Source organism: Streptomyces sp. NPDC091387 (assembly GCF_044756945.1).
In the GTDB taxonomy this organism is placed as follows: domain Bacteria; phylum Actinomycetota; class Actinomycetes; order Streptomycetales; family Streptomycetaceae; genus Streptomyces.
In genome coordinates this window covers 55502-80728 of sequence record NZ_JBIVTZ010000022.1, presented here as the reverse complement: position 1 = coordinate 80728, position 25227 = coordinate 55502, and the positions used below count along the sequence as shown (strand labels likewise).

Below are 25227 nucleotides of genomic sequence, written 5' to 3'. Positions count from 1 at the left end.
GGCACGGGCCACGCCCGCGTGTGCGTCAGTAAGAGGAGCCCGACACGCCCAGCGCGCCCGTCGGGTGCCAGACCGTCTTGGTCTCCAGGAACGCGGTGAGCCGGCGCGTACCCGGATCGGCCGACCAGTCGGCGCCGGAGGCACCGTCCACAGCCTGGGGGCGCAGGACCCGCTTCAGGTTGTCGGCCGCCGCGATCTCCAGCTCCTTCGCCAGATCCGCGTCGGCGCCCGTGAGGTCGATGCCGTTCACGTCCTGGTGGGAGGCGAGCGGCGCGGCGATCTCCGCGGTCCTGCCGGAGAGGATGTTGACCACACCCCCCGGCAGGTCCGAGGTGGCCAGCACCTCGCCCAGCGACAGGGCGGGCAGCGGAGCGTCCGCGGAGGCGATGACGACCGCGGTGTTGCCCGTGGCGATCACCGGGGCGACCACGGAGACCAGGCCGAGGAACGACGAGGCCTGCGGGGCCAGGACCGTGACCACACCGGTCGGCTCGGAGGTGGAGAGGTTGAGGAAGGGGCCCGCGACCGGGTTCACCGCACCCGTGATCTGGCCGATCTTGTCGGTCCAGCCCGCGTACCAGACCCAGCGGTCCACCGCCGCGTCCACCACGGCGGCGGCCTTGGACTTCGAGAGGCCCTCGGCCTCCGCCACCTCCCGCACGAACTGCTCCCGGCGGCCCTCCAGCATCTCGGCGACGCGGTAGAGGACCTGGCCGCGGTTGTACGCGGTCGCGCCCGACCAGCCGCCGAACGCCTTGCGGGCGGCCACGACCGCGTCGCGGGCGTCCTTGCGGGACGACTGGGGCGCGTGTCCCAGCCACCTGCCCTTGGAGTCCGTCACCTCGTACACCCGGCCGCTCTCGGAGCGGGGGAACTTGCCCCCGACGTACAGCTTGTAGGTCTTGAAGACGCTGAGTCGCCCGTCAGACATCGAGGTAGGCCTCCAGACCGTGACGGCCGCCTTCGCGGCCGAAGCCCGACTCCTTGTAGCCGCCGAACGGCGAGGTCGGGTCGAACTTGTTGAACGTGTTGGCCCAGACGACGCCCGCCCGGAGCTTGTTCGCCACCGCGAGGATGCGGGAGCCCTTCTCCGTCCAGATGCCGGCCGAGAGGCCGTACTGGCTGTTGTTGGCCTTGGCGACCGCCTCGTCCGGCGTGCGGAACGAGAGGACCGACAGCACCGGGCCGAAGATCTCGTCGCGGGCGACGGTGTGTGCCTGGGTGACGTGGGTGAACAGCGTCGGGGGGAACCAGTAGCCAGAGGAGGGAAGTTCGCAGGGGGCCGACCAGCGCTCGGCTCCCTCGGCCTCGCCGGTCTCGACGAGCGCGGTGATCCGGGAGAGCTGTTCCGCGGAGTTGATCGCGCCGATGTCGGTGTTCTTGTCCAGCGGGTCGCCCAGGCGCAGCGTGGTCAGCCGGCGCTTGAGGGCGTCCAGCACCTCGTCCTGGACCGACTCCTGCACGAGGAGCCGCGAGCCCGCGCAGCAGACCTGGCCCTGGTTGAAGAAGATGCCGGTGACGATGCCCTCGACGGCCTGGTCGATGGGGGCGTCGTCGAAGACGATGTTGGCGCCCTTGCCGCCCAGCTCCAGGGTGGCCTTCTTGTCCGTGCCCGCGAGGGACCGGGCGATTGCCTTGCCGACGGCGGTCGAGCCGGTGAACGCGACCTTGTTGACGTCGCCGTGCTCGACGAGGGCCCGGCCCGCATCCCCGTAGCCCGTGAGGATGTTGACGACACCCCGGGGCAGCCCGGCCTGGCGGCAGATGTCCGCGAAGAAGAGCGCGGAGAGCGGAGTCGTCTCCGCGGGCTTGAGGACCACCGTGTTGCCGGTGGCGAGCGCGGGGGCGATCTTCCACGCGAGCATCAGGAGCGGGAAGTTCCACGGGATGATCTGGCCCGCGACGCCGAGCGGACGCGGGTTCGCGCCGTAGCCCGCGTGGTCCAGCTTGTCGGCCCAGCCCGCGTAGTAGAAGAAGTGCGCGGCGACCAGCGGGAGGTCCGCGTCACGGGTCTCCTTGATCGGCTTGCCGTTGTCCAGGGTCTCCAGGACGGCCAGTTCGCGCGAACGCTCCTGGATGATCCGGGCGATCCGGAACAGGTACTTGGCGCGCTCGGAGCCGGGCAGCGCCGACCACTTCTCGAACGCCCTGCGGGCCGCCTTCACGGCCCGGTCCACGTCCTCGGCACCGGCGCGGGCGACCTCGGAGAGGACCTCCTCGCTGCTCGGGGAGACCGTCTTGAAGACCTTGCCGTCGGCGGCCTCGGTGAACTCGCCGTCGATGAACAGGCCGTACGAGGGCGCGATGTCGACGACCGCACGCGACTCGGGGGCGGGCGCGTACTCGAATGCAGATGCCATGGGGATCAGTCCACCGTCACGTAATCGGGGCCGGAGTAACGGCCGGTGCTGAGCTTCTGGCGCTGCATCAGCAGGTCGTTCAGCAGGCTGGAGGCGCCGAAGCGGAACCAGTGGTTGTCCAGCCAGTCCTCGCCCGCCGTCTCGTTCACCAGGACCAGGAACTTGACGGCGTCCTTGGAGGTGCGGATGCCGCCGGCCGGCTTCACGCCGATCTGGACGCCGGTCTGCGCACGGAAGTCGCGCACCGCCTCCAGCATCAGCAGGGTGTTCGCGGGCGTGGCGTTGACCCCGACCTTGCCGGTCGACGTCTTGATGAAGTCCGCGCCCGCCAGCATCCCGAGCCAGGAGGCCCGCCGGATGTTGTCGTACGTGGACAGCTCGCCGGTCTCGAAGATGACCTTCAGCCGGGCCCGGCCGCACTCGGCCTTCACGGCGAGGATCTCCTCGTACACCTTCAGGTAACGGCCGGAGAGGAAGGCGCCCCGGTCGATCACCATGTCGATCTCGTCGGCCCCGGCGGCGACGGCGTCGCGGACGTCCGCGAGCTTCACGTCGAGCGCGGCCCGGCCGGCCGGGAAGGCCGTCGCGACGGACGCCACCTTCACACCGGAGCCGGCCAGGGCGGCGACCGCGGTCGCCGCCATGTCGGGATAGACGCAGACGGCGGCGGTGCGCGGGGCCGTGCGGTCGGTGGGATCGGGATGGACGGCCTTGGCGGCGAGCGCCCGGACCTTGCCCGGGGTGTCCGCGCCTTCCAGCGTCGTCAGGTCGATCATCGAAATGGCGAGGTCGATGGCGTACGCCTTGGCCGTCGTCTTGATCGAACGGGTTCCGAGCGAGGCGGCGCGCGCTTCGAGGCCGACGGCGTCGACGCCGGGCAGCCCGTGCAGGAAGCGGCGCAGAGCACTGTCGGACGCCGTCGCGTCGGCGAATGCGGGTGCAGTGGTGGACATGGTCACCAGATGAGCATATCTACGCGCGTAGCGACCTGTACAGGGGCCCATGCCGATCGCGTCTCGCACGGCTCCACGACGCCGGGCGCCCGGCGGACGGGCAGCCGCCCCCGCATCCCGTGCGCCCGTCAGGCAGAATCGGGCTCATGACGAGCCCCACGCCCCCCGCCGAGCCCACCTACGCCGACCGGACCTTCCGGTCGCCCGCCGGGCTGGTCGGGGGCGCCCTGCTGCTCCTGCTCATCCTCTGGATCGGCCTGGACGCCGCGATCCGGGGCGAGGGCCGGGTGCCGTGGCTGGCGCTGGCCGGGCTGCTCACCGCGATCCCGCTGGTGGTCGCCTTCACCCTGCGCCCCGCGGTGTTCGCCGGCGAACGGCGCATCCGGGTCCGCAACCCGTTCCGCACGATCACCCTGCCGTGGACCGACGTCGCGACCGTGCGGGCGAGCTACTCCAGCGAGCTGTTCACGCAGGACGGCACGAAGTACCAGCTCTGGGCGGTGCCGGTCTCGCTGCGGCAGCGCAAGAAGGCCGCCCGCAGGCAGTCCCGCCAGTCGATGGACGACCCGTACGGCAGGACGCCGGTGACCGCCGACGTGCACGCCACCAGGGCGCTGACCGCAGGCGCCGACCAGGCCGTGGTGGACCTGCGTGAGCTCGCCGAACGGGCGGGCGAGACGCCGGTGGCGGGGGACGTCGTCAGGTCGGTGCGCTGGGCGTACGAGGTGATCGCGCCGGCCGTCGTGGGCGCGGTGCTGCTCGTGGTGGTCGCCGCGACCGGCTGAGGGACCACCCGGCTGCTTCTGACGGAGACCGGCGGCGCGGCCGCTCACAGCCAGCCGCTGCGCTGCGCCTGCAAGGCCATCTGGAAGCGGTTCGCGGCGCCCAGCCGGGCCATCAGGACCTGGAGGCGGCGGAACAGCGTGCGGCGGCTGATACCCAGCTCGCGGGTGATGGCCTCGTCGCTCGCGCCGCCCGCCAGGAGCCACAGCAGACGCCGGTCGGCGGGCGGCAGACCGCCCGGACGCGTGGTGCTGCCGTGGAACGGCAGGGCGTTCTGCCAGGACTGCTCGAACAGCGCGATGAGCGCGGACAGCAGCCCGCACGGCTGCACGACCAGCATCGTGTTGTGGACGTCGGCCTCCTTGATCGACAGCGACACGAGGGCGTACGCGTCGTCGATGATCACGAGCTTGACCGGCACGGACGGCAGCACCCTGGCCTGCTCCCCGGCGTTGACACACGGTTCGATGACGTCCTTCAGATGGCCCGGATGCTCCAGCGACTCCCGTGAGTACACGACGCGCTGCGTCACACCGCGGGCCAGCGTGGCCAGCGCGTCGTCCGTGGCGCCGGACAGGGGGAAGTACGGCGGCGACTCGAACTGCCGGATCTGGTCGCGGGCACTCGCCCAGGCCTGGCGAATCCTGGTTCCCACGGCGTCGCCGGTGACGACCTCGACGAAATGGTCGTTGTACGCCGCGAGCCGCTGGCGCCGGAACGAGTCGAACGCGCCCCCGACGGCGATCCGCGACTCCTCGACCTCGCTCGCCCGGTGCCGGGCCAGGATCTCCAGGCCCGCGGCCGGCGGCACCGGGGCCACCACGTCCTCGCCCTCCCCGGCGGCGCTGGCCAGACCGGCGTCGACCAGGGCGCCGTACGCCGCGTCGAGCTCAGCCCCTTCGAGGCCGGCCGCCGCGCCGATCGCCGCCAGCGGCGCCGGAGCCAGGTCGAGCAGCGCCAGATAGACCCGGCCCGCCGCGTCACCGAGTCCCAGGAGCCGGAGGGCCTCACCGAGTTTCGCGTTCGTCATGTCCGTATTATTCAACGGCTCCCGTCCGCCGTGGCCGATTTGTGCCAGTGGCACTCCTTTGCACCGCGCGCGCGGCGTGCGGGATACCGTCCGAATGCCGCCGCCGACCGGCGGCAGCGAGGGCAAACCGGTCCGTAGCCGGGACGTACGCCCCTCGCCGCCGAGGAACCCACCCGGAAGCAGGTGCACGACGTGGCGAAAGACCGCAAGAACCGTCTCTACCCAGGGATCTCCGAGGAACTGTCCGCACTCATGCGGACGGGCTGGGCGGACACCGAGCGGCACGACCTCCAGCTGAGCGAGCAGGCCCCCTACGCGGCCGCCCGCCGCGCCGCGCTCTCCGCGCGCTTCCCCGGCGAGCGCCTCGTGATCCCCTCCGGGAACCTCAAGGTCCGCTCGAACGACGACGGCTACGCGTTCCGCCCCTACACGGGCTACGTGCACATGACCGGCGACCGGGCCCGGGACGGCGCCCTCGTCCTCGAACCCCGTGCGGACGGCGGCCACGACGCCTACTGCTTCCAGCTGCCGCGCGACAGCCGGGACAACGACGAGTTCTGGACCGGTCCCCACGCGGAGCTCTGGATGGGCCGGCGCCGCTCGCTCGCCGAGGCGGAGCTCGTACTCGGCCTGCCCTGCCGCGACGTCCGCACCGCGGCCGACACCCTGGCCACCGGCTCCGGCGCGCCGACCCGCATCGTCCGCGGTATCGACCCGTCCCTGGAGGACGCCGTCACCACCGACGAGGAGCGCGACGACGAACTTGAGGAGGCGCTCAGCGATCTCCGCCTCGTCAAGGACGACTGGGAGATCACCGAACTCCGCAAGGCCGTCGACTCCACCGTCCGCGGATTCACCGACGTGATCGGTGAACTCTCCCGCGCGGTCGCCTCGTCCGAGCGCTGGATCGAGGGCACGTTCTTCCGCCGCGCCCGACTGGAGGGCAACGCCGTCGGCTACGGCTCGATCTGCGCCGCGGGCGAGCACGCCACGATCATGCACTGGACGGACAACGACGGCCCGGTGCGCCCCGGCGACCTGCTCCTGCTCGACGCCGGCGTGGAGACCCACACCCTCTACACCGCCGACGTCACCCGCACGCTCCCGATCAACGGCACCTTCACGCCGCTCCAGCGCAAGGTCTACGACGCGGTGTACGAGGCCCAGGAGGCGGGCATGGCCGCGGTGAAGCCGGGCGCCGCCTACCGCGACTTCCACGAGGCGTCGCAGCGCCACCTCGCGGTCCGGCTGGTCGAGTGGGGCTTCATCGAGGGCCCGGCCGACCGCGCGTACGAACTCGGCCTCCAGCGCCGCTTCACCATGGCGGGCACCGGGCACATGCTCGGTCTGGACGTCCACGACTGTGCCCACGCCCGGAACGAGGAGTACGTCGACGGCGTACTGGAGCCCGGCATGGTGCTCACCGTCGAGCCCGGCCTCTACTTCCAGCCGGACGACCTCACCGTGCCCGAGGAGTGGCGCGGCATCGGCGTCCGGATCGAGGACGACCTGGTCGTCACCGCGGACGGTCACGAGAACCTGTCGGACGGGCTGCCGCGGTCGGCGGACGACGTCGAGGCGTGGATGGCCCGCTTCGCCGGCTGAGTGCGCCGGAGCTGTCACAGGCACAGAGGGAGGGCACCCGCCCGGAGCGGGGGTGCCCTCCCTCTGTCTGTGCCTCTGACTTCTGTGCCTGCGGGGGCGACGTTCCGTGGCCCCCGCCCGCTCAGATCCCGGCCGCGGCCGCCAGGTCCCGCTTGATGCCCGCGAGCTGCTCCGCGCCCCTCGCGCGGGCCGCAGGCAGCTCGTCGGCCGAGGCGACCGGCACCACGACCTCCAGGTAGCACTTGAGCTTCGGCTCCGTGCCGCTCGGGCGGACGATCACCCGGGCGCCCTCCAGGTGGTAGCGGAGCCCGTCGGTGGGCGGCAGCAGCGCGGTGCCGTGCGACAGATCCTCGGCCGAGACGACGGCGAGGCCGGCGAGCGCGGTCGGCGGCTGCTCGCGCAGGCGGCGCATGGCGTCCGCGATGACGGACAGGTCCTCGACCCGGACCGACAGCTGGTCGGTGGCGTGCAGCCCGTGCTCGACCGCGAGGTCGTCCAGCAGGTCGGACAGCGTGCGGCCCTGTTCCTTGAGCACGGAGGCGAGCTCGGCGACGAGGAGCGCCGCTGTGATGCCGTCCTTGTCGCGGACGCCGTCCGGGTCGACGCAGTAGCCGAGCGCCTCCTCGTAGCCGTACCGCAGACCGTCCACCCGGGCGATCCACTTGAAGCCGGTCAGCGTCTCCTCGTGGCCGAGGCCCGCCTTCTCCGCGATCCGGCCGAGGAGGGACGACGACACGATCGACTCGGCGAACACGCCGGTGACCCCGCGGCGCACGAGGTGGGCGGCGAGCAGCGCGCCGACCTCGTCGCCGCGCAGCATCCGCCAGCCGCCGTCGGCGGCCGGGTCCGGGACGGCGACGGCGCAGCGGTCGGCGTCCGGGTCGTTGGCGATGATCAGGTCGGGGTCCGAGCGGCGTGCGGTGGCGAAGGCGAGGTCCATCGCGCCGGGCTCTTCCGGGTTGGGGAAGGCGACGGTGGGGAAGGCGGGGTCCGGCTCGGCCTGTTCGGCGACCAGGACCGGGGCGGGGAAGCCGGCCCGGTCGAAGGCCGCGGTGAGCACGGACGTGCCGACGCCGTGCATCGCCGTGTGGACGACGCGGGCGGTGCGCGGCGATCCGGCGTCGAGCACGGTGTCGGTACGCGCCAGATAGGCGTCCAGCACCTCTTCGCCGAGGATCTCCCAGCCGTCGCCGGGGCGGGGCACGGTGTCCAGCGGGCCGACCGCGTCGATCGCGGCGGCGATCTCACCGTCCGCCGGGGGGACGATCTGCGAGCCGTCGCCGAGGTAGACCTTGTAGCCGTTGTCGCGCGGCGGATTGTGGCTCGCGGTCACCTCGACGCCCGCGACGGCGCCCAGGTGCCTTATGGCGTAGGCGAGTACGGGGGTGGGGAGCGGGCGGGGGAGGACCGCCGCCCGCAGACCGGCGCCGGTCATTACGGCGGCGGTGTCGCGGGCGAAGTCGGTGGACTTGTAGCGGGCGTCGTAGCCGATGACGACGAGGCCGCCGGCCTGTCCCCGGTCCTTCAGGTACGCGGCGAGTCCGGCGGCGGCGCGGATGACGACGGCGCGGTTCATCCGCATCGGACCGGCGCCCAGCTCACCGCGCAGGCCCGCGGTGCCGAACTGGAGGGTGCCCGCGAAGCGGGAGGCGAGCTCGTCGAGGTCCTCGGTCTCGACGAGCTTGGCCAGCTCGTCGCGGGTCTCGGGGTCGGGGTCCTCGGCGAGCCAGGTCCTGGCCCGAGCGATGAGGTCCTGCTGCACGGTGTCCGCCTTCCTTGTGGTCTTGGTGGGGTTGCCGGGCGGAGGGAGCGCCTGCGGCGGGCCTCGTCCCCTCCCCGCCCCTCCCCGTCCGGGGGCGGCGCCCCCGGAGCGGTCCGGGTCAGATGCGGTCCAGCAGGCGCGCCAGCAGCGAGCCCATCCGGGTCGCGGAGTCGCGGCCCGCCTGGAGCACCTCCTCGTGGTTCAGCGGCTCCCCGCTCAGCCCGGCGGCCAGGTTCGTCACCAGCGAGATGCCCAGGACCTCCGCCCCGGCCTCCCGGGCCGCGATGGCCTCCAGCACGGTGGACATGCCGACCAGGTCGCCGCCCATGACGCGGACCATGTTGATCTCGGCCGGGGTCTCGTAGTGCGGGCCGGGGAACTGCACGTACACGCCCTCTTCGAGGGTCTCGTCGACCTCCTTGCACAGCGCCCGCAGCCGCGGGGAGTACAGGTCGGTCAGGTCGACGAAGTTGGCGCCGATGATCGGCGACGCCGCCGTGAGGTTGATGTGGTCGCTGATCAGGACCGGCTGGCCGGGGCGCATGCCCTCGCGCAGCCCGCCGCAGCCGTTCGTCAGCACCACGGTCCTGCAGCCCGCCGCGACAGCGGTACGCACCCCGTGCGCCACGGCGGCGACGCCGCGGCCCTCGTAGAAGTGCGTGCGGCCGAGGAAGACCAGGGCGCGCTTCTCGCCGATCCGGTACGAGCGGATCGTGCCGCCGTGGCCCTCGACGGAGGGGGCCGGGAATCCCGGCAGGGCGGTCACCGGGAACTCGGCCTCCGGAATGCCGAGCGCATCGCCCGCGGGTGCCCAGCCGGAGCCCATCACGAGTGCGACGTCGTGGGTCTCGGCACCGGTCAGCTCGCGCAGGCGGGCGGCGGCGTCGGCGGCGGCGGCCAGCGGGTCGCCCTGGATGTGGTCCGGAATAACTGATGCGTTCACGCGGATGAGCGTAACCGCTGATTCCCTACGCGCGTAGATGCTCCCGTACAGAGTCTGAAAGCAGCTGTTCGTGCGTTCCCACAAGTGGTGGGGCGGCGATCCTGCGGAAAGGCGGCTCGCGGGCGCCGTCCGGGCTCAGCAGGGGCGCTTGCGGAGTTCCATCACGTAGTCGTGCGGTGCGCCCGCGGAGTCGGCGGCGTCCGCGATCTCGCCGAGGTAGCGGGCGGAGGGCAGCCCGCCCTCGTAGCCGTTCAGCACGTACATCCAGGCCGGCTCCTCGCCGTCCAGGGTGTGCACCCGGACCCGCATCCGCCGGTAGATGTCGAGGCCGACGCCCTCCCAGCGGTCCATGGAGTCCTCGTCCATCGGCGCCAGGTCGTACAGGGCGACGAAGACCTGGGAGCGCGGCGCCTCGACCACCGTGGCCAGCGCGCCCTCCCAGCCCATCTGCTCACCGCCGAACGTCAGCCTCCAGCCGTTCAGCCAGCCGGTTCCGCGCAGCGGCGAGTGCGGTGCGCGGCGCGTCATCAGCCGCGCGTCGAGGTTGCCGGCGTATGCGGCGTAGAGCGACATGGGGTCGAGGGTACGGGAGGTGGCCCCGGGGAGGTCGATTCCCGTGAGGAAGACGCCCGCTCGGGGGGTGCCCCACCTGAGGTCCGGGCCCCCGCCCCGGGGGCCCGGTGCACGTATGGAGGGCCCCGGGGCGAAGCACCTTGGCGCGTGCGGGACAATGAAGTACGTACTGCATTCACCCGGGGCGACCCCCTGGACCCCGGCCGGGGCAGCAGACGGCCGCGGGACGAAACGCGAGGCGGACTTTTCGTGACCCGGATCGTGATCATCGGCGGCGGACCCGGCGGGTACGAGGCGGCATTGGTGGGAGCCCAGCTCGGCGCGGAGGTGACCGTCGTCGACTGCGACGGCCTCGGCGGCGCGTCCGTGCTCACCGACTGCGTGCCCTCGAAGACCCTGATCGCGACGGCAGAGGTGATGACCACCTTCGACTCCTCGTACGAGGAGCTGGGCATCATCGTCGCGGACGACACCCCGCACAAGGAGCAGGCGGCGCGCGTGGTCGGCGTCGACCTGGGCAAGGTCAACCGACGGGTGAAGCGCCTGGCGCTCGCCCAGTCCCACGACATCAACGCCTCCGTCACCCGTGCGGGCGCGCGGGTGATGCGCGGACGCGGCCGGCTGGAGGGACTCCAGGCCGCCGACGGCTCCCGCCAGGTCGTGGTGACCGCGGCCGACGGCACGGAGGAGACCCTCTCCGCCGACGCCGTGCTGATCGCGACCGGTGGCCACCCCCGGGAGATCCCGGACGCGCTCCCCGACGGCGAGCGGATCCTGAACTGGACCCAGGTCTACGACCTCGACGAGCTCCCCGAGGAGCTCATCGTGGTCGGCTCCGGTGTCACGGGCGCGGAGTTCGCCGGCGCCTACCAGGCCCTCGGCTCCCGCGTCACCCTCGTCTCCTCCCGTGACCGGGTGCTGCCGGGTGAGGACCCGGACGCGGCCGCCGTCCTGGAGGACGTCTTCCGGCGCCGCGGCATGAACGTGATGGCCCGCTCCCGCGCCCAGTCCGCCAAGCGCGTCGGTGACCGCGTCGAGGTCACCCTCGCCGACGGCCGGGTCATCTCCGGGTCGCACTGCCTGATGGCGGTCGGCGCGATCCCGAACAGCGCGGGCATGGGCCTGGAGGAGGCCGGGGTCAAGCTCAAGGACTCGGGCCACATCTGGACCGACAAGGTCTCCCGCACCAGCGCGCCGGGCGTCTACGCGGCCGGTGACGTCACCGGGATCTTCGCGCTCGCCTCGGTCGCCGCGATGCAGGGCCGGATCGCGATGTACCACTTCCTCGGTGACGCGGTGACACCGCTGAACCTGAAGACGGTCTCCTCGAACGTCTTCACCGACCCGGAGATCGCCACGGTCGGCTACAGCCAGTCCGACGTTGACGGGGGCAAGATCGACGCCCGCGTCGTCAAGCTGCCGCTGCTGCGCAACCCGCGCGCCAAGATGCAGGGCATCCGGGACGGTTTCGTCAAGATATTCTGCCGCCCCGGCACCGGCATCGTGGTCGGCGGCTGCGTCGTCGCACCGCGGGCGAGCGAGCTGATCCACCCCATCTCGATCGCGGTCGACAACAATCTGACGGTGGAGCAGATCGCAAACGCCTTCACTGTGTATCCGTCCCTGTCGGGATCGATCGCGGAAGTGGCCCGTCAGTTGCACACCCGTAAGCAGGCGGGCGAGGCGTAGAACGCCTCGGGGACCGGGCGTTACCCGGTGACTCCCGGCAACTCGGGCGGTCCGGCGACCGCCTGCGATCAGTAGGGAACAACAACGGGGCCGCCTATACCACTTGGCGGCCCCTTGTGTGTACAACTTCTGCTATTCGGCGCAAACTGCTGAAAACTCTCGGGTGATGGCGTTACTGTCAGTTTCGTGTTCGCTGCAGAACGTCGTCAATTGATCCTCGAAATGGTGCGTGCCAACGGGGCGGTATCGCTCCGTGAGCTCGCCCGCGTCGTCCAGACCTCCGAAGTGACCGTACGGCGGGACGTGCGGGCACTGGAGGCGGAAGGACTCCTCGACCGCCGGCACGGCGGTGCGGTTTTACCGGGCGGTTTTACGCGGGAGTCCGGCTTTCCGCAGAAATCCCATCTCGCGACCGCGGAGAAGACCGCCATCGCCGATCTGGCCGCCGGTCTCGTCGAAGAGGGCGAGGCCATCGTGGTCGGCGCCGGTACGACCACGCAGGAGCTGGCCCGCCGGCTCGCGCGGGTCCCCGGTCTGACCGTGGTGACCAATTCGCTGCTGGTCGCCCAGGCGTTGGCCCATGCCAACCGGGTGGAAGTGGTGATGACCGGGGGCACCCTGCGCGGTTCCAACTACGCCCTGGTGGGCAGCGGTGCCGAGCAGTCGCTCCAGGGGCTGCGGGTCTCGCGCGCCTTCCTGTCCGGGAGCGGGCTCACCGCCGAGCGCGGGCTCTCCACGTCCAACATGCTCTCCGCGAGCGTGGACCGGGCGCTGGTGCAGGCGGCGGGGGAGGTGGTGGTCCTGGCGGACCACACCAAGCTCGGCGCCGACACCATGTTCCAGACGGTGCCGACCGACCTCATCACCCGTCTCGTGACGGACGAACCGGCCGCGCACGACGACCGGGCCGCGGCGGAGCTGCAGGCCCTGGCGGACCAGGGAGTGCAGATCGCGGTGGCCGGCGCCGGAGGCGCCCAGACCCCGGCGGACCCCGCGCCGCCCGGCCGGGCCAACCGCCGCGACATGCCCCTGCCGGGGCAGCGGCGGACGCACGGGAGCGGACCGCAGCAGTTACGGGGCACGGCGTCGGTGCTGGCGGAGCAGGGGGAGCGGGCCCGGGTGGCGGACCTGCGCCGTCGGTAGCGCTCCGGCTCCGCCGGCGTTCGCGGCGCGGGGTCCGGGGCGGAGCCGCCGGAGGCCGGCCGGGCCTCAGGCCTGCGCCCGCAAGCCCTGCACCGTCAGTGCCAGCAGCCGCCCCGCCAGGCCCGGATCGTCCGGTGACTGCTCCGCGGCCAGCGCGATCGCGTTCGTGAGCTGCGTCAGGTCGTCGATGGAGACCTCCGCCCGCACCGCCCCGCTCGCCTGCGCACGCACCAGCAGGACCGAACCCGCCTCGCGCAGCGGCACATTGCACGGGGACAGCGCCGAAGTCTCGTCCCGGCACGTCGACATGAGCGCCTGGGCCAGCCCGCGGTACTCACCCGCATGAGTGATGATCGCGCCCAGCCACTCCACCAGCCCGTCGCACGGCCGCTCCGTCCCGGCCAACTCGCGGGAGCGGGCGATCAGGTCGGCCACGGCCTCCTGGAAGACGGCGCTCATCAGCGCGTGCCGGGTCGGGAAGTGCCGGTACAGCGTGCCGATCCCCACCCCCGCGCACCGCGCGACATCCTCCAGGGACGCCGTCGTGCCGTGCTCCGCGAACGCGGTACGGGCCTCGGCCAGCAGCCGGTCGTAATTGCGGCGCGCGTCGGCGCGCATGGGCCGGGCCGGTGTCCCTGCCGTGCTCATCGCCATCGCGCAGTCCTCCCTGATTCCGCCGCGGGGGTCCAGGATGCCATCGCACGTCCGGCCGGTGCCCCGGAGGCCGCGTTCCCCCGGCCCACGAACGGCGCCCCTGCCACGTCGTACGAGGTGACAGGGGCGCCGGTGGAACGGACGGAGCGGGGGTCAGTCCTTGATCTCGCAGATGACGGCACCGGACGAGACCGAGCTGCCGACCTCGGCGGCCAGGCCCTTGACCGTGCCGGCGCGGTGCGCGTTGAGCGGCTGCTCCATCTTCATGGCCTCCAGGACGACGATCAGGTCGCCCTCCTTGACCTCCTGGCCCTCCGCCACGGCGATCTTCACGATCGTGCCCTGCATCGGGGAGGCGAGGGTGTCGCCGGAGGCCGCGGAGCCGGACTTCTTCGCCGCGCGGCGCTTGGGCTTGGCGCCCGCCGCGAGTCCGGTACGGGCCAGGCTCATGCCGAGCGACGAGGGCAGCGAGACCTCGAGGCGCTTGCCGCCGACCTCGACGACCACGGTCTCGCGGCCGGACTCCTCGTCCGCCTCCGTGTCGGCCGGAGCGGCGAACGCAGGGATCTCGTTGACGAACTCGGTCTCGATCCAGCGGGTGTGGATCCGGAACGGGTCGGACGTGAACGCCGGGTCCGCGACGACCGCGCGGTGGAACGGGATGGCGGTGGCCATGCCCTCGACGGTGAACTCGCCCAGCGCACGGGCCGCGCGCTGGAGCGCCTGCTCACGCGTCGCACCGGTCACGACCAGCTTCGCCAGCAGCGAGTCCCAGGCGGGGCCGATGACCGAGCCGGACTCGACGCCCGCGTCCAGGCGGACACCGGGGCCGCTCGGCGGGGCGAACAGGGTGACGGTGCCGGGGGCCGGCAGGAAGCCGCGGCCCGGGTCCTCGCCGTTGATCCGGAACTCGAAGGAGTGGCCGCGCACGGCCGGGTCGTCGTAGCCCAGTTCCTCGCCGTCGGCGATCCGGAACATCTCGCGCACGAGGTCGAGGCCGGTGACCTCCTCGGTCACCGGGTGCTCGACCTGGAGGCGGGTGTTGACCTCCAGGAAGGAGATCGTGCCGTCCGTGCCGACGAGGAACTCGACCGTGCCGGCGCCGACGTAACCGGCCTCCTTCAGGATCGCCTTCGACGCCGCGTACAGCTCGGCGTTCTGCGCCTCGGACAGGAACGGCGCCGGGGCCTCCTCGACCAGCTTCTGGTGCCGGCGCTGGAGCGAGCAGTCACGGGTGGAGACGACGACCACGTTGCCGTGGGAGTCGGCCAGGCACTGGGTCTCCACGTGCCGCGGCTTGTCGAGGTAGCGCTCCACGAAGCACTCCCCGCGCCCGAACGCGGCGACGGCCTCACGGACCGCGGAGTCGTACAGCTCCGGGATCTCCTCCAGCGTGCGGGCGACCTTCAGCCCGCGACCGCCACCGCCGAAGGCGGCCTTGATCGCGATCGGCAGCCCGTTCGCCTCGGCGAAGGCGACGACCTCGGCGGAACCCTCGACCGGGTCCGGGGTGCCCGCGACGAGCGGGGCACCCGCGCGCTGCGCGATGTGACGGGCGGCGACCTTGTCACCGAGGTCCCGGATCGCCTGCGGCGGCGGGCCGATCCACGTCAGCCCGGCGTCCAGCACGGCCTGGGCGAACTCGGCGTTCTCCGAGAGGAATCCGTAACCCGGGTGGATCGCGTCCGCCCCGGAGTCCTTGGCAGCCTGGAGCACCTTGGCCATGTCCAGATAGCTGGCGGCCGGGGTGTCACCGCCCAGGGCGAATGCCTCGTCGGCCGCACGCACGTGCAGAGCGTCGCGGTCCGGGTCCGCGTAGACGGCCACGCTCCCGATTCCCGCGTCCCGGCAAGCTCGGGCAACACGGACAGCAATTTCGCCACGGTTGGCGATGAGCACCTTGCGCACGATGGCTCCCTCCTTGAAACAAGCTGAGTTTAGGGACTACCGACACGGCCCTACGACCCGTCCCCAATGGTGAGCTTGCCCACACGGAGTGTGATTCGAGGCTTGCTCAAGTCGCGAAATCCCTTGTCGCACCACGGTACGCCGGGATCCATAACCGCACAGTAGCCACGAGGTGTGGTCCAGGTCTCTGTCGGTACGGGCAGCGACGCCCGGTGTTTCTTTGTCTGATTCCTACTAACGGCTGCGCGATTCTTTGCCCGGCACCCGGCGGCCCGTCCCGCGGGGACCCGCCAGGAGGCCGCAGAGGCGTGAAGGCGGACGAACCCCTTGTCCGGAGCATTACCCATTAGTAGGGTCCGCGCTATCGCACGTACTGCAGGTAACAGGGGGTGAGCGCCATGGTGCGCAGGCCGGTGGCATTCATAGCCGCGATCGTGCTGTTCGCGGAAGCCGTGGGCATCGTGATCGTCAACGGTGTCATGGCGACCGTCGTGAAGAACCAGGACATGTCGCTGGCGGGGATGGACCCCGGCGCCATGGCCAACGGCACCTGGGCGCTGGGCGGAGTCTCCGGACTGTTCCTGCTGCTGTGCGGGGTGCTGCTCCTGCTGACCGGCATCCGCGACCGGGCCCCGGGCCGGATCGCCCGGATCGTCCTCATCTGCTGCGCCGTCATCCACGGGGTGCTGGGCGCGCTCACGGTGGGTCTGATCGGCTGGACCGCGTTCGTGTTCATGATGGTGGTGCTCGGACTGCTCGTGCTGACGCTGGTGGTGTACGGCGCGGACCGCGAGGAGCCGGCAGCCGAGGCGGGCGCGGAGCCGCCGACGGCCCCGGCCCCGGCCTGACCGTACGGCCCCGCTCAGACCCAGAGATCGGTGACCGGGATCCCCAGTTCGCCCAGCAGCCGCCGCAGCAGCGGCAGCGACAGCCCGATGACGTTGCCCGGGTCGCCGTCGATGGAGTCCACGAACGGCGCCGAGCGCCCGTCGAGGGTGAAGGCGCCCGCCACGTGCAGCGGTTCGCCGGAGGCCACGTAGGCGGCGATCTCGGCGTCCGTCGGTTCACCGAAGCGGACCGTCGTGGACGCGGTCTCCGAGACCGTCCGCCCGGCCGCGGTGTCGGTCAGGCTGTGACCGGTCCGCAGCACCCCCGACCGGCCCCGCATGGACTTCCAGCGGGCGGTGGCGTCCTCGGCGTCGGCCGGTTTGCCGAGCGCCTCGCCGTCGAGTTCGAGCACCGAGTCGCACCCGATGACCAGGGCGCCCGCTACCTCCGGAAGCGCCGCCACCGCCGCGGCCTTGGCCTCGGCGAGGACGAGCGCCAGCTCGGCGGGGGTCGGGGCGCTCAGCGCGTCCTCGTCCACCCCGCTGACGATCACCTCGGGAGCGAACCCGGCCTGCCGGAGCAGACCGAGGCGGGCGGGGGAGGCGGAGGCGAGCACGAGACGGCGGGGTGCGGGATCAGTCATGCGCGCCATCGTACAAATCAGCCGCACGCCTCCCGCACGGTCAGCGGGTGCCGAGCACGAACATGGCGACCACCATGGCCAGCGCGAGCACCAGACCCGCGCGCCGCATCATGTCCTGGGCGTCGCGCAGTTCCTTCGGCGGCTTGTTCTCGGGGTCCGACCACAGCATGCCTACGATCCTGCTGCGCGGGCCGCGCGGGCGCCTGAGTACGCGTACTCAACCGCCCACGAGAGCCTCCTGCCGGCTACCCGGGCCAGTACGTGCGCGCCCAGGCGCGCGGCCCCGGCAGATGACGGCCGCGCCGGGCGACCCGGCCCGGGTCGGACCACTGGCCGGGCAGCTCCGGCGCGCCGGAGGACACGGCGGCCACCGCGGCGGCGCGGGCCTGAACGACCGCGAGCGCGGCTGCCAGCTCTTCCGGGGTCGGGTTGCCCCGTACGACCTTGATCATGGCCAGAGCCCTTTCTAGAGAGGGATGTTGCCGTGCTTCTTCGGGGGCAGCGACTCCCGCTTGGTCCGCAGCTGCCGCAGTCCCCTGACCACGTGGGCCCGGGTCTCGGACGGCATGATCACCGCGTCCACGTAACCGCGCTCGGCCGCCACGTACGGGTTGAGCAGCGCGTCCTCGTAGTCCGCGATCAGCTCGGCGCGGGTGGCGTCCTGATCCTCCGCGGCCGCGATCGTGCGGCGGTGCAGGATGTTGACGGCGCCCTGCGCGCCCATGACGGCGATCTGGGCGGTCGGCCAGGCGACGTTGATGTCGGCGCCCAGGTGCTTGGAGCCCATGACGTCGTAGGCGCCGCCGAACGCCTTGCGGGTGATCACCGTGATCAGCGGGACCGTGGCCTCCGCGTACGCGTAGATCAGCTTGGCGCCGCGGCGGATGATGCCGCCGTACTCCTGGTCGACGCCGGGCAGGAAGCCGGGCACGTCCACGAAGGTCAGCACGGGCACGTTGAAGGCGTCGCAGGTCCGCACGAAGCGCGCGGCCTTCTCGCTCGCGTTGATGTCCAGGCAGCCGGCGAACTGCATCGGCTGGTTGGCGACGATGCCGACCGGATAGCCCTCGACCCGGCCGAAACCGGTGAGGATGTTCGGCGCGAACAGGGCCTGGGTCTCCAGGAACTCGCCCTCGTCCAGCACGTGCTCGATCGCGGTGTGCATGTCGTACGGCTGGTTCGCCGAGTCGGGGATGAGCGTGTCCAGCTCGCGGTCCTCCTCGCTGGTCGCGAGGTCCGCCTCCTCCGGGAACGCCGGGGCCTCGGAGAGGTTGTTCGACGGGAGGTAGGAGAGCAGCGACTTGACGTACTCGATGGCGTCCTTCTCGTCGCCCGCCATGTGGTGCGCCACACCGGAGGTGGTGTTGTGGGTGCGGGCGCCGCCGAGCTCCTCGAAGCCGACGTCCTCGCCGGTGACCGTCTTGATGACGTCGGGCCCGGTGATGAACATGTGCGAGGTCTGGTCGACCATGACCGTGAAGTCGGTGATCGCGGGGGAGTAGACCGCGCCGCCCGCGCACGGTCCGACGATCAGCGAGATCTGCGGGACGACACCCGAGGCGTGCACATTGCGCCGGAAGATCTCCGCGAAGAGGCCCAGCGCCGCCACGCCTTCCTGGATGCGGGCGCCGCCGCCGTCGTTGATGCCGATGACCGGACAGCCGGTCTTCAGCGCGAAATCCATCACCTTGACGATTTTCTCACCGTAGACCTCGCCGAGCGAGCCGCCGAAGATGGTGAAGTCCTGCGAGTACACGCAGACGGGGCGGCCGTCGACCGTGCCGTACCCGGTGACGACACCGTCTCCGTACGGGCGGTTCTTCTCGATCCCGAAGTTCGTCGAGCGGTGCCGGGCGAATTCGTCGAGTTCGACGAAGGAGCCCTCGTCCAGCAGCAGGTCCACGCGCTCGCGCGCCGTCAACTTGCCCTTCGCGTGCTGCTTTTCCACCGCGCGCGCGGAACCCGCGTGGGTCGCCTCTTCGGTACGGCGCTGCAGGTCCGCGAGCTTGCCCGCGGTGGTGTGGATGTCGGTCTCTTCCGGCTCGGACATCGGGTTGCGGCTCCCTGCCTGGTCACGGGGACGACTGTGCTGCTGATCAGCGGATGAACAGCTACTGTCCCGTAGCGTATCGGCGCGGATACGGTTCGGCAGTGCGTCGTTTGACACACCTAGGGTGGCTTGCATGACACCTTCGGATGCGTCTCACAACCGTTGGTCGGACCTGGACCGGCCGCCCCTGAACGTTCCCGCGCTGCGGCGCGGTCTGCTCCGGCCGGACGGGCTGTGGAGCTCCCTCGACGTCGTGGACACCACCGGGTCCACCAACTCCGACCTCGTCGGGCGGGCCGCCGGGCTCACCGAGGGCGCCGTCCTGGTCGCGGAGGAGCAGACCGCCGGACGGGGACGCCTCGACCGGACCTGGACCGCCCCGCCCCGCTCCGGCCTCTTCTTCTCCGTCTACCTGACCCCCGGCGACATCCCCGTACGGCACTGGGGATGGCTGCCGCTGCTCACCGGGGTCGCGGTGGCGGCCGGCCTGGCGAGGTCGGCGGGCGTCGACACGGCACTGAAGTGGCCCAACGACGTCCTGGTCACCGTCCCCACGGACTCCGGCGGCCTCGGTCCGGGGGAGACCCCGTCCACCGAGGAGCGCAAGACCGGCGGCATCCTCGCCGAACGCGCCGGGGACGGGGTCGTCATCGGCATCGGCCTCAACGTCTCCCTGCGCGCGGACGAGCTGCCCGCCCCCACGGCCGCCTCGCTCGCCCTGGCCGGCGCGGTCTCCACGGACCGCGAGACGCTGCTCAGGGGCGTGCTGCGGTCGCTGGAGCAGTGGTACGGGAAGTGGCGCGAGGCGGACGGCGACGCGGCCGCGAGCGGCCTGCGCGAGGCGTACGCGGCGAGCTGCGCGACGCTCGGACGGACGGTACGGGCCCAGCTGCCGGGCGACCGCACGCTCACGGGCGAGGCGGTGGCGATCGACGGGGACGGGCGGCTGGTCCTGTCGACCGGCGACGGCCTCCAGGAGCCCGTTTCGGCCGGCGACGTCGTGCACCTGCGCGGGGCCGGAGGCGGTCTGACCTGAGCGGCGTGCCCCGCGTCCGGGTGACCTGGGGACGTGAGGTAGGGCACACCTGCCGTATCGTTGAGGCGATCCACCGACAGATCGGCAGGGCAGTGCGCAGGGAACGGGCAGGAGGCGGCTGGTGACCGTCGACGACACGACCTCCGGCGATGGCGCGGAGCCCCCGTCGGACCCATCGGTCCACGCGACACCGCATCACGAAGTCGACCACACGGCGGAACCGACCGACGACCCCCTCGCGATCAGGCTGGAAGCGCTGATCCTGGGCGCCGACCGGCGCTACACCCCGTTCCAGGCCGCCCGGACCGCGGGCGTCTCCATGGACCTGGCGTCCCGGTTCTGGCGGGCCATGGGCTTCGCCGACATCGGACAGGCCAAGGCGCTGACCGAGGCGGACGTGCTGGCGCTGCGGCGGCTGTCCGGTCTGGTCGAGGCCGGGCTGCTCAGCGAGCCCATGGCGATCCAGGTGGCCCGGTCCACCGGGCAGACCACCGCCCGGCTGGCGGAGTGGCAGATCGATTCGTTCCTGGAGGGCCTGACCGAGCCGCCCGAGCCCGGAATGACCCGGACCGAGGTCACGTACCCCCTGGTCGAGCTGCTCCTGCCGGAGCTGGAGGAGTTCCTCGTCTACGTGTGGCGGCGCCAGCTCGCCGCCGCCACCGGCCGGGTCGTCCAGGCCGCGGACGACGACGAGATGGTCGACCGGCGCCTCGCCGTCGGCTTCGCCGACCTCGTCGGGTTCACCCGGCTCACCCGGCGCCTGGAGGAGGAGGAGCTCGGCGAGCTCGTCGAGTCCTTCGAGACCACCTGCGCCGACCTGGTCGCCGCGCACGGCGGCCGGCTCATCAAGACGCTCGGCGACGAGGTCCTCTTCGCCGCCGACGACGCGGGCACCGCGGCCGAGATCGCGCTGCGCCTCGTCGAGGCCATGGCGCTGGACGAGACGATGCCGGCGCTGCGCGTCGGCATCGCGTTCGGCACGGTCACCACCCGGATGGGCGATGTCTTCGGCACCACGGTGAACCTCGCCAGCCGGCTGACCTCGATAGCTCCGAAGGACGCCGTCCTGGTGGACGGGGCGTTCGCCGAGGAGCTGACCCGTACCGGCGACGCCCCCGTCTCCGAGGCCCGGGCCGCGGAGGACGCCGCGGCCGCGGCCCGCGCCGAGAAGGAGGGCACGGACGGCGAGGAGCCGAGGCCCGTGCCCAAGTACCGCTACGGACTGCAGCCGATGTGGCAGCGCCCGGTGCGCGGCCTCGGTGTCGTCGAGCCGTGGCTGCTGGCCCGCCGCGGCCAGTCCTGACCTCGCCTCGTCCGGCTTGAGGGGCAGCGCTCTAGGATCCCTGCGGTAACGCTCGTTAACCGACAGGGGTGCAGTCATGACCGTCACGTCCGAGCAGCGGTTCGGGGAATTCGTCGTCGTGCGGGGTCACGAGGGCCTGGAGCACGTCGCCGAGCTTGTCCTCGACCGGCCGAAGGCCATGAACGCGGTGTCCACGGACATGGCCCGCTCGATCGGGGCGGCCTGCGCCGCGCTCGCCGCCGACCCGGACGTACGGGTCACCGTCCTCACCTCCAGCCATGAGCGGGCCTTCTGCGTGGGGGCGGACCTCAAGGAGCGGAACTCCTTCACCGACGCCGACCTCGTGCGCCAGCGGCCCACCGCCCGCGCCGCCTACACCGGTGTCCTCGAACTGCCCATGCCGACGATCGCCGCGGTGCACGGTTTCGCGCTCGGCGGCGGATTCGAGCTGGCCCTGTCCTGCGATCTGATCGTCGCCGACCGGACCGCCCTGGTGGGCCTGCCCGAGGTCTCGGTCGGGGTCATCCCGGGCGGCGGCGGCACCCAGCTGCTGCCGCGCCGGATCGGGGCGGCGCGGGCCGCCGAGCTGATCTTCACCGCCCGCCGGGTGGAGGCGGCGGAGGCCCGGGAGCTGGGGCTGGTCGACGAGCTGGTGGCGCAGGGCCAGGACCGGTCCGAGGCGCTGGCCCTCGCCGGCCGGATCGCGGGCAACTCCCCGGTCGGGCTGCGGGCGGCGAAGCGGGCGCTGCGGCTCGGGCACGGGCTCGATCTGCGGGCCGGCCTGGAGGTGGAGGACTCCGCGTGGCGGTCGGTGGCCTTCTCCGGCGACCGTGCGGAGGGCGTCGCCGCGTTCAACGAGAAGCGGAAGCCGAACTGGCCCGGGGAATGACGCGTTCGTGACACTGGGTAGCCGTACGGCGGCGCAACGCGCATGATCATGGCCGCAGGCTGATCAAATCACCGCAAATCTACATAGGCTGGAGCGATGGGTGGTGATGATGCGCGACTCCGGGCCGTGGTGTCGCTTGCGCAGGCGATGGCGGCGGCGCACACCCCGCGGGGGTGCTGGCGAGCGGCCGCGCTGGGCGCGTGCGAGGCGCTGGGCGGCAGCTTCGCCGCCCTGTCGGTGTGGGAGCGCGGGCGCGGCCGGCTGCGGGTCCTGGTGAACGCGGGCGACCGGGCCGAGGGGGAGGAGGAGTTCCCCGACGAGGAGACGTACCCGGTGCACCAGTTCCCGGAGATCACCGAGTTCCTCCACGAGCGGTGGGCCGGGGGCGGTGAACCGGACGCCTGGGTGGAGACCGCCGAGGGCCCGGTGGAGCCGGACCCCGATCCCGCGGACGGTGGGCGGGGGGCCGGGGCGGCGGGTGCGCGCGGTTACGGGCACGGCTACTGCCATCAGCGGGTGGCGGCCCTGCGCCGGCGCGGGCGCGGCTGCTGTGTGGTGGCGCCGATCGTGCTGCACGGCCGGGCCTGGGGCGAGCTCTATGTGGCGCGTCCGGTGGGGGAGCCGGTGTTCGGGCGCGCGGACGCGGACTTCGCCACCGTGCTGGCCGCTGTCGTGGCCGCCGGGATCTCCCAGACGGAGCGCCTGGAGGAGGTGCGCAAGCTCGCCTTCACCGACCCGCTGACCGGCCTCGCCAACCGGCGGGCCGTCGACATGCGGCTGGACGAGGCGGTGGAGCGGCACCGGGTGGACGGTTCGGTGGTCAGTCTGGTCGTCTGCGATCTCAACGGGCTGAAGTGGGTCAACGACACCCATGGCCACGCGGTCGGGGACCGTCTGCTGGAACGTTTCGGCTCGGTGCTGTCCCGGTGCGGCGCCAGGCTGCCCGGCGCCCTGTCGGCCCGGCTCGGCGGGGACGAGTTCTGCCTGCTGGCCGTGGGTCCGGGGGCGGACGAGGTGGTCGCGGTGGCCACCGAGCTCTGCGAGCGGGCGGCCGAGCTGGAGTTCGGCAACGGGGTGGCCTGCGGGATCGCCTCCACCGGGGACCCGATCGGCCCGGTCGTCTCCGCGCGGCGGCTGTTCCGGCTGGCGGACGCGGCGCAGTACCGGGCGAAGGCGGCCCGGTCGCTGGAGCCCGTGGTGGCGGGGCGCGACGGCGAGGTGATCCGGCTGGCGGACTCCCCGCCCAAACCCGCCCACGACCGGCGCCGGCTGCGCGGGAACCGCCCCTGAGCCGCGTGCTCCGATCGGTAAGGAGTCAACCGGGCGACCACTAGTGACATGAAGAGATTCAATCCGTACGCTTCTGAATATGGATATGCATACAGTCGTGGTGGGGACGTCCGGTACCACCGCCCAGGACGTCATCGCCGTGGCCCGCGGCAACGCCCGTGTCGAGCTCTCCGCCGCCGCGGTGAGCGCCCTCGCCGCGGCCCGTGAGGTCATCGACGCGCTCGCCGCCAAGCCCGAGCCGGTCTACGGCGTCTCCACCGGATTCGGGGCACTGGCCAGCCGCCACATCAGCCCGGAACTCCGCGCGCGGCTCCAGCGCAACATCGTCCGCTCGCACGCCGCGGGCATGGGCCCGCGGGTCGAGCGCGAGGTCGTCAGGGCGCTGATGTTCCTCCGGCTGAAGACGGTCGCCTCCGGCCACACGGGCGTACGGCCCCGGATCGCGCAGACCATGGCCGACGTCCTGAACGCGGGGATCACCCCCGTCGTCCACGAGTACGGGTCGCTCGGCTGCTCCGGCGACCTGGCGCCGCTCTCGCACTGCGCGCTGACCTTGATGGGCGAGGGCGACGCGGAGGGCCCCGACGGCGTCGTGCGCCCCGCCGGCGAGCTCCTCGCCGCCCACGGCATCACCCCGGTCGAGCTGCGCGAGAAGGAGGGCCTGGCCCTCCTCAACGGCACCGACGGGATGCTCGGCATGCTCGTGATGGCCATCGCCGACCTCCAGAACCTCTACACCTCGGCGGACATCACCGCGGCCCTCTCCCTGGAGGCGCTGCTCGGCACGGACAAGGTCCTCGCCCCCGAGCTGCACGCCATCCGCCCGCACCCGGGCCAGGGCGCCAGCGCCGACAACATGCTGCGGGTCCTCGCCGGGTCCGGCCTCACCGGCCACCACCAGGACGACGCCCCCCGCGTCCAGGACGCCTACTCCGTGCGGTGCGCCCCGCAGGTCAACGGCGCGGGCCGGGACACCCTCGCCCACGCCCGGCTCGTCGCCGACCGGGAACTGGCCGCGGCCGTGGACAACCCGGTGGTGCTCTCCGACGGCCGGGTCGAGTCCAACGGCAACTTCCACGGCGCCCCGGTCGCGTACGTCCTGGACTTCCTGGCGATCGTCGCGGCCGACCTCGGCTCGATCACCGAGCGCAGGACCGACCGGCTGCTGGACAAGAACCGTTCGCACGGGCTGCCGCCGTTCCTGGCGGACGACGCCGGCGTCGACTCCGGCCTGATGATCGCCCAGTACACCCAGGCGGCCCTGGTCAGCGAGATGAAGCGGCTCGCCGTCCCGGCCTCGGCGGACTCCATCCCGTCCTCCGCGATGCAGGAGGACCACGTCTCGATGGGCTGGTCGGCCGCGCGCAAGCTCCGTACCGCCGTCGAGAACCTCGCCCGGATCGTCGCCGTCGAGCTGTACGCGGCGACCCGCGCGATCGAGCTGCGCGCCGCGCAGGGGCTCACCCCGGCGCCCGCCTCGCTGGCGGCCGTCGAGGCGCTGCGCGCGGCGGGCGTGGAGGGGCCTGGCCCGGACCGCTTCCTGTCGCCGGACCTGGCCGCCGCGGACGCCTTCGTGCGCGCGGGGAAGCTGGTCGCGGCGGTGGAACCGGTGACGGGACAGCTCGCCTAGGGGCTGTCCCGGAGTCGCTCGTTCCAGTGACGCACGCGGAGGCGGGCCCCCCGGGGACCCCCGGGGCCCCCCCCCCCGGGGGGGGGGGGGGCGGGCCCCCGCCCCCCCCGCCGGGGGGGGGGGGGGGGAGGGCCCCCCCCCCCCCCCCGGACCCG

General features: G+C 72.4%; 23 protein-coding genes. 10 read left to right on the top strand and 13 right to left on the bottom strand.

Annotated features, from left to right (window positions below):
• Window positions 1-25 precede the first annotated feature (25 nt).
• From ACIQM0_RS33995 to deoC, 3 genes are read right to left on the bottom strand one after another with little or no spacing between them, the layout of a single operon-like run.
• On the bottom strand, window positions 26-931 hold the full coding sequence (locus tag ACIQM0_RS33995; protein ID WP_401294261.1) for an aldehyde dehydrogenase family protein: 906 nt from the start codon (window positions 929-931) through the stop codon (window positions 26-28).
• Window positions 924-2360, bottom strand: a complete 1437-nt coding sequence (locus tag ACIQM0_RS33990; RefSeq protein ID WP_401294259.1) for an aldehyde dehydrogenase family protein — start codon at window positions 2358-2360, stop codon at window positions 924-926. The genes ACIQM0_RS33995 and ACIQM0_RS33990 overlap by 8 nt, the downstream gene beginning before the upstream one ends.
• 5 nt (window positions 2361-2365) lie before the next feature.
• Window positions 2366-3313 carry a deoxyribose-phosphate aldolase gene (gene deoC, locus ACIQM0_RS33985; RefSeq protein WP_401294257.1) on the bottom strand — a complete coding sequence of 316 codons (948 nt, stop codon included), beginning with the start codon at window positions 3311-3313 and terminating at the stop codon, window positions 2366-2368.
• A gap of 146 nt (window positions 3314-3459) precedes the next feature.
• On the opposite strand from deoC, the gene ACIQM0_RS33980 reads away from it, so the two are divergent.
• Complete coding sequence (locus ACIQM0_RS33980; protein ID WP_401294255.1) at window positions 3460-4098, top strand: PH domain-containing protein; 639 nt, start codon at window positions 3460-3462, stop codon at window positions 4096-4098.
• Window positions 4099-4142: 44 nt separating this feature from the next.
• Here the strand turns inward: ACIQM0_RS33980 and ACIQM0_RS33975 are convergent, their stop codons facing one another.
• Window positions 4143-5126, bottom strand: a complete 984-nt coding sequence (locus ACIQM0_RS33975; protein WP_401294253.1) for a LuxR family transcriptional regulator — start codon at window positions 5124-5126, stop codon at window positions 4143-4145.
• A gap of 192 nt (window positions 5127-5318) precedes the next feature.
• Here ACIQM0_RS33975 and ACIQM0_RS33970 point away from each other — a divergent pair, with 192 nt between their 5' ends.
• Window positions 5319-6731, top strand: a complete 1413-nt coding sequence (locus ACIQM0_RS33970) for an aminopeptidase P family protein (protein ID WP_401294251.1) — start codon at window positions 5319-5321, stop codon at window positions 6729-6731.
• A 121-nt stretch (window positions 6732-6852) separates the two neighbouring features.
• Here ACIQM0_RS33970 and ACIQM0_RS33965 read toward each other — a convergent pair whose 3' ends face one another.
• The 3 genes from ACIQM0_RS33965 to ACIQM0_RS33955 form a co-directional block, all read right to left on the bottom strand.
• On the bottom strand, window positions 6853-8493 hold the full coding sequence (locus ACIQM0_RS33965) for a phospho-sugar mutase (RefSeq protein ID WP_401294249.1): 1641 nt from the start codon (window positions 8491-8493) through the stop codon (window positions 6853-6855).
• A 118-nt stretch (window positions 8494-8611) separates the two neighbouring features.
• A complete protein-coding gene (locus ACIQM0_RS33960; protein WP_401294247.1) occupies window positions 8612-9436 on the bottom strand; it encodes a purine-nucleoside phosphorylase in 825 nt (274 codons plus the stop codon).
• 135 nt (window positions 9437-9571) lie between these two features.
• Window positions 9572-10009 carry a gamma-glutamylcyclotransferase gene (locus tag ACIQM0_RS33955; RefSeq protein ID WP_024490113.1) on the bottom strand — a complete coding sequence of 146 codons (438 nt, stop codon included), beginning with the start codon at window positions 10007-10009 and terminating at the stop codon, window positions 9572-9574.
• Between the two features lie 249 nt (window positions 10010-10258).
• Here ACIQM0_RS33955 and ACIQM0_RS33950 point away from each other — a divergent pair, with 249 nt between their 5' ends.
• Complete coding sequence (locus ACIQM0_RS33950) at window positions 10259-11698, top strand: NAD(P)H-quinone dehydrogenase (protein ID WP_401294245.1); 1440 nt, start codon at window positions 10259-10261, stop codon at window positions 11696-11698.
• Between the two features lie 186 nt (window positions 11699-11884).
• Window positions 11885-12841, top strand: a complete 957-nt coding sequence (locus ACIQM0_RS33945; protein ID WP_401294243.1) for a DeoR/GlpR family DNA-binding transcription regulator — start codon at window positions 11885-11887, stop codon at window positions 12839-12841.
• Window positions 12842-12907: 66 nt separating this feature from the next.
• Here the strand turns inward: ACIQM0_RS33945 and ACIQM0_RS33940 are convergent, their stop codons facing one another.
• Window positions 12908-13495, bottom strand: a complete 588-nt coding sequence (locus ACIQM0_RS33940; RefSeq protein WP_401294241.1) for a TetR/AcrR family transcriptional regulator — start codon at window positions 13493-13495, stop codon at window positions 12908-12910.
• A gap of 153 nt (window positions 13496-13648) precedes the next feature.
• Entirely contained in the window at window positions 13649-15403 is a 1755-nt protein-coding gene (locus ACIQM0_RS33935) for a biotin carboxylase N-terminal domain-containing protein (protein WP_363022360.1), read from the bottom strand.
• A 398-nt stretch (window positions 15404-15801) separates the two neighbouring features.
• On the opposite strand from ACIQM0_RS33935, the gene ACIQM0_RS33930 reads away from it, so the two are divergent.
• On the top strand, window positions 15802-16251 hold the full coding sequence (locus ACIQM0_RS33930) for a hypothetical protein (RefSeq protein ID WP_401294309.1): 450 nt from the start codon (window positions 15802-15804) through the stop codon (window positions 16249-16251).
• Between the two features lie 14 nt (window positions 16252-16265).
• Here ACIQM0_RS33930 and ACIQM0_RS33925 read toward each other — a convergent pair whose 3' ends face one another.
• From ACIQM0_RS33925 to ACIQM0_RS33910, 4 genes are all read right to left on the bottom strand, one after another.
• Window positions 16266-16883, bottom strand: a complete 618-nt coding sequence (locus ACIQM0_RS33925; RefSeq protein WP_363022361.1) for a nucleoside triphosphate pyrophosphatase — start codon at window positions 16881-16883, stop codon at window positions 16266-16268.
• A gap of 31 nt (window positions 16884-16914) precedes the next feature.
• Window positions 16915-17043 carry a morphogenic membrane protein MmpB gene (gene mmpB / locus ACIQM0_RS33920; RefSeq protein WP_093900106.1) on the bottom strand — a complete coding sequence of 43 codons (129 nt, stop codon included), beginning with the start codon at window positions 17041-17043 and terminating at the stop codon, window positions 16915-16917.
• Between the two features lie 76 nt (window positions 17044-17119).
• The gene (locus ACIQM0_RS33915) at window positions 17120-17326 is read right to left on the bottom strand and encodes an acyl-CoA carboxylase epsilon subunit (RefSeq protein WP_123461254.1); all 207 of its coding nucleotides are present in this window, start codon (window positions 17324-17326) and stop codon (window positions 17120-17122) included.
• A gap of 14 nt (window positions 17327-17340) precedes the next feature.
• Complete coding sequence (locus tag ACIQM0_RS33910) at window positions 17341-18924, bottom strand: acyl-CoA carboxylase subunit beta (RefSeq protein ID WP_401294239.1); 1584 nt, start codon at window positions 18922-18924, stop codon at window positions 17341-17343.
• A 133-nt stretch (window positions 18925-19057) separates the two neighbouring features.
• Between ACIQM0_RS33910 and ACIQM0_RS33905 the strand changes: the two genes are divergently transcribed.
• The 5 genes from ACIQM0_RS33905 (at window position 19058) to hutH (ending at window position 25072) form a co-directional block, all read left to right on the top strand.
• A complete protein-coding gene (locus ACIQM0_RS33905) occupies window positions 19058-19960 on the top strand; it encodes a biotin--[acetyl-CoA-carboxylase] ligase (protein ID WP_401294237.1) in 903 nt (300 codons plus the stop codon).
• A 121-nt stretch (window positions 19961-20081) separates the two neighbouring features.
• Entirely contained in the window at window positions 20082-21263 is a 1182-nt protein-coding gene (locus ACIQM0_RS33900; RefSeq protein WP_401294235.1) for an adenylate/guanylate cyclase domain-containing protein, read from the top strand.
• 76 nt (window positions 21264-21339) lie between these two features.
• Window positions 21340-22152 carry an enoyl-CoA hydratase/isomerase family protein gene (locus tag ACIQM0_RS33895; protein WP_401294233.1) on the top strand — a complete coding sequence of 271 codons (813 nt, stop codon included), beginning with the start codon at window positions 21340-21342 and terminating at the stop codon, window positions 22150-22152.
• Between the two features lie 96 nt (window positions 22153-22248).
• Entirely contained in the window at window positions 22249-23442 is a 1194-nt protein-coding gene (locus ACIQM0_RS33890; protein ID WP_401294231.1) for a diguanylate cyclase domain-containing protein, read from the top strand.
• A gap of 79 nt (window positions 23443-23521) precedes the next feature.
• Window positions 23522-25072, top strand: a complete 1551-nt coding sequence (gene hutH, locus ACIQM0_RS33885; protein WP_401294229.1) for a histidine ammonia-lyase — start codon at window positions 23522-23524, stop codon at window positions 25070-25072.
• The last annotated feature ends 155 nt before the right edge of the window (window positions 25073-25227 follow it).

Bases quoted from the DNA above. Each gene is read 5' to 3' on its own strand.
- ACIQM0_RS33910 (WP_401294239.1), bottom strand. From the start codon at position 18,924: ATGTCCGAGCCGGAAGAGACCGACATCCACACCACCGCGGGCAAGCTC.
- ACIQM0_RS33925 (WP_363022361.1), bottom strand. From the start codon at position 16,883: ATGGCGCGCATGACTGATCCCGCACCCCGCCGTCTCGTGCTCGCCTCC.
- ACIQM0_RS33890 (WP_401294231.1), top strand. From the start codon at position 22,249: ATGGGTGGTGATGATGCGCGACTCCGGGCCGTGGTGTCGCTTGCGCAG.
- hutH (WP_401294229.1), top strand. From the start codon at position 23,522: ATGGATATGCATACAGTCGTGGTGGGGACGTCCGGTACCACCGCCCAG.
- ACIQM0_RS33995 (WP_401294261.1), bottom strand. From the start codon at position 931: ATGTCTGACGGGCGACTCAGCGTCTTCAAGACCTACAAGCTGTACGTC.
- ACIQM0_RS33940 (WP_401294241.1), bottom strand. From the start codon at position 13,495: ATGGCGATGAGCACGGCAGGGACACCGGCCCGGCCCATGCGCGCCGAC.
- ACIQM0_RS33980 (WP_401294255.1), top strand. From the start codon at position 3,460: ATGACGAGCCCCACGCCCCCCGCCGAGCCCACCTACGCCGACCGGACC.
- ACIQM0_RS33905 (WP_401294237.1), top strand. From the start codon at position 19,058: ATGACACCTTCGGATGCGTCTCACAACCGTTGGTCGGACCTGGACCGG.
- ACIQM0_RS33975 (WP_401294253.1), bottom strand. From the start codon at position 5,126: ATGACGAACGCGAAACTCGGTGAGGCCCTCCGGCTCCTGGGACTCGGT.
- ACIQM0_RS33955 (WP_024490113.1), bottom strand. From the start codon at position 10,009: ATGTCGCTCTACGCCGCATACGCCGGCAACCTCGACGCGCGGCTGATG.
- ACIQM0_RS33915 (WP_123461254.1), bottom strand. From the start codon at position 17,326: ATGATCAAGGTCGTACGGGGCAACCCGACCCCGGAAGAGCTGGCAGCC.
- ACIQM0_RS33895 (WP_401294233.1), top strand. From the start codon at position 21,340: ATGACCGTCACGTCCGAGCAGCGGTTCGGGGAATTCGTCGTCGTGCGG.
- ACIQM0_RS33930 (WP_401294309.1), top strand. From the start codon at position 15,802: ATGGTGCGCAGGCCGGTGGCATTCATAGCCGCGATCGTGCTGTTCGCG.
- mmpB (WP_093900106.1), bottom strand. From the start codon at position 17,043: ATGCTGTGGTCGGACCCCGAGAACAAGCCGCCGAAGGAACTGCGCGAC.
- deoC (WP_401294257.1), bottom strand. From the start codon at position 3,313: ATGTCCACCACTGCACCCGCATTCGCCGACGCGACGGCGTCCGACAGT.
- ACIQM0_RS33990 (WP_401294259.1), bottom strand. From the start codon at position 2,360: ATGGCATCTGCATTCGAGTACGCGCCCGCCCCCGAGTCGCGTGCGGTC.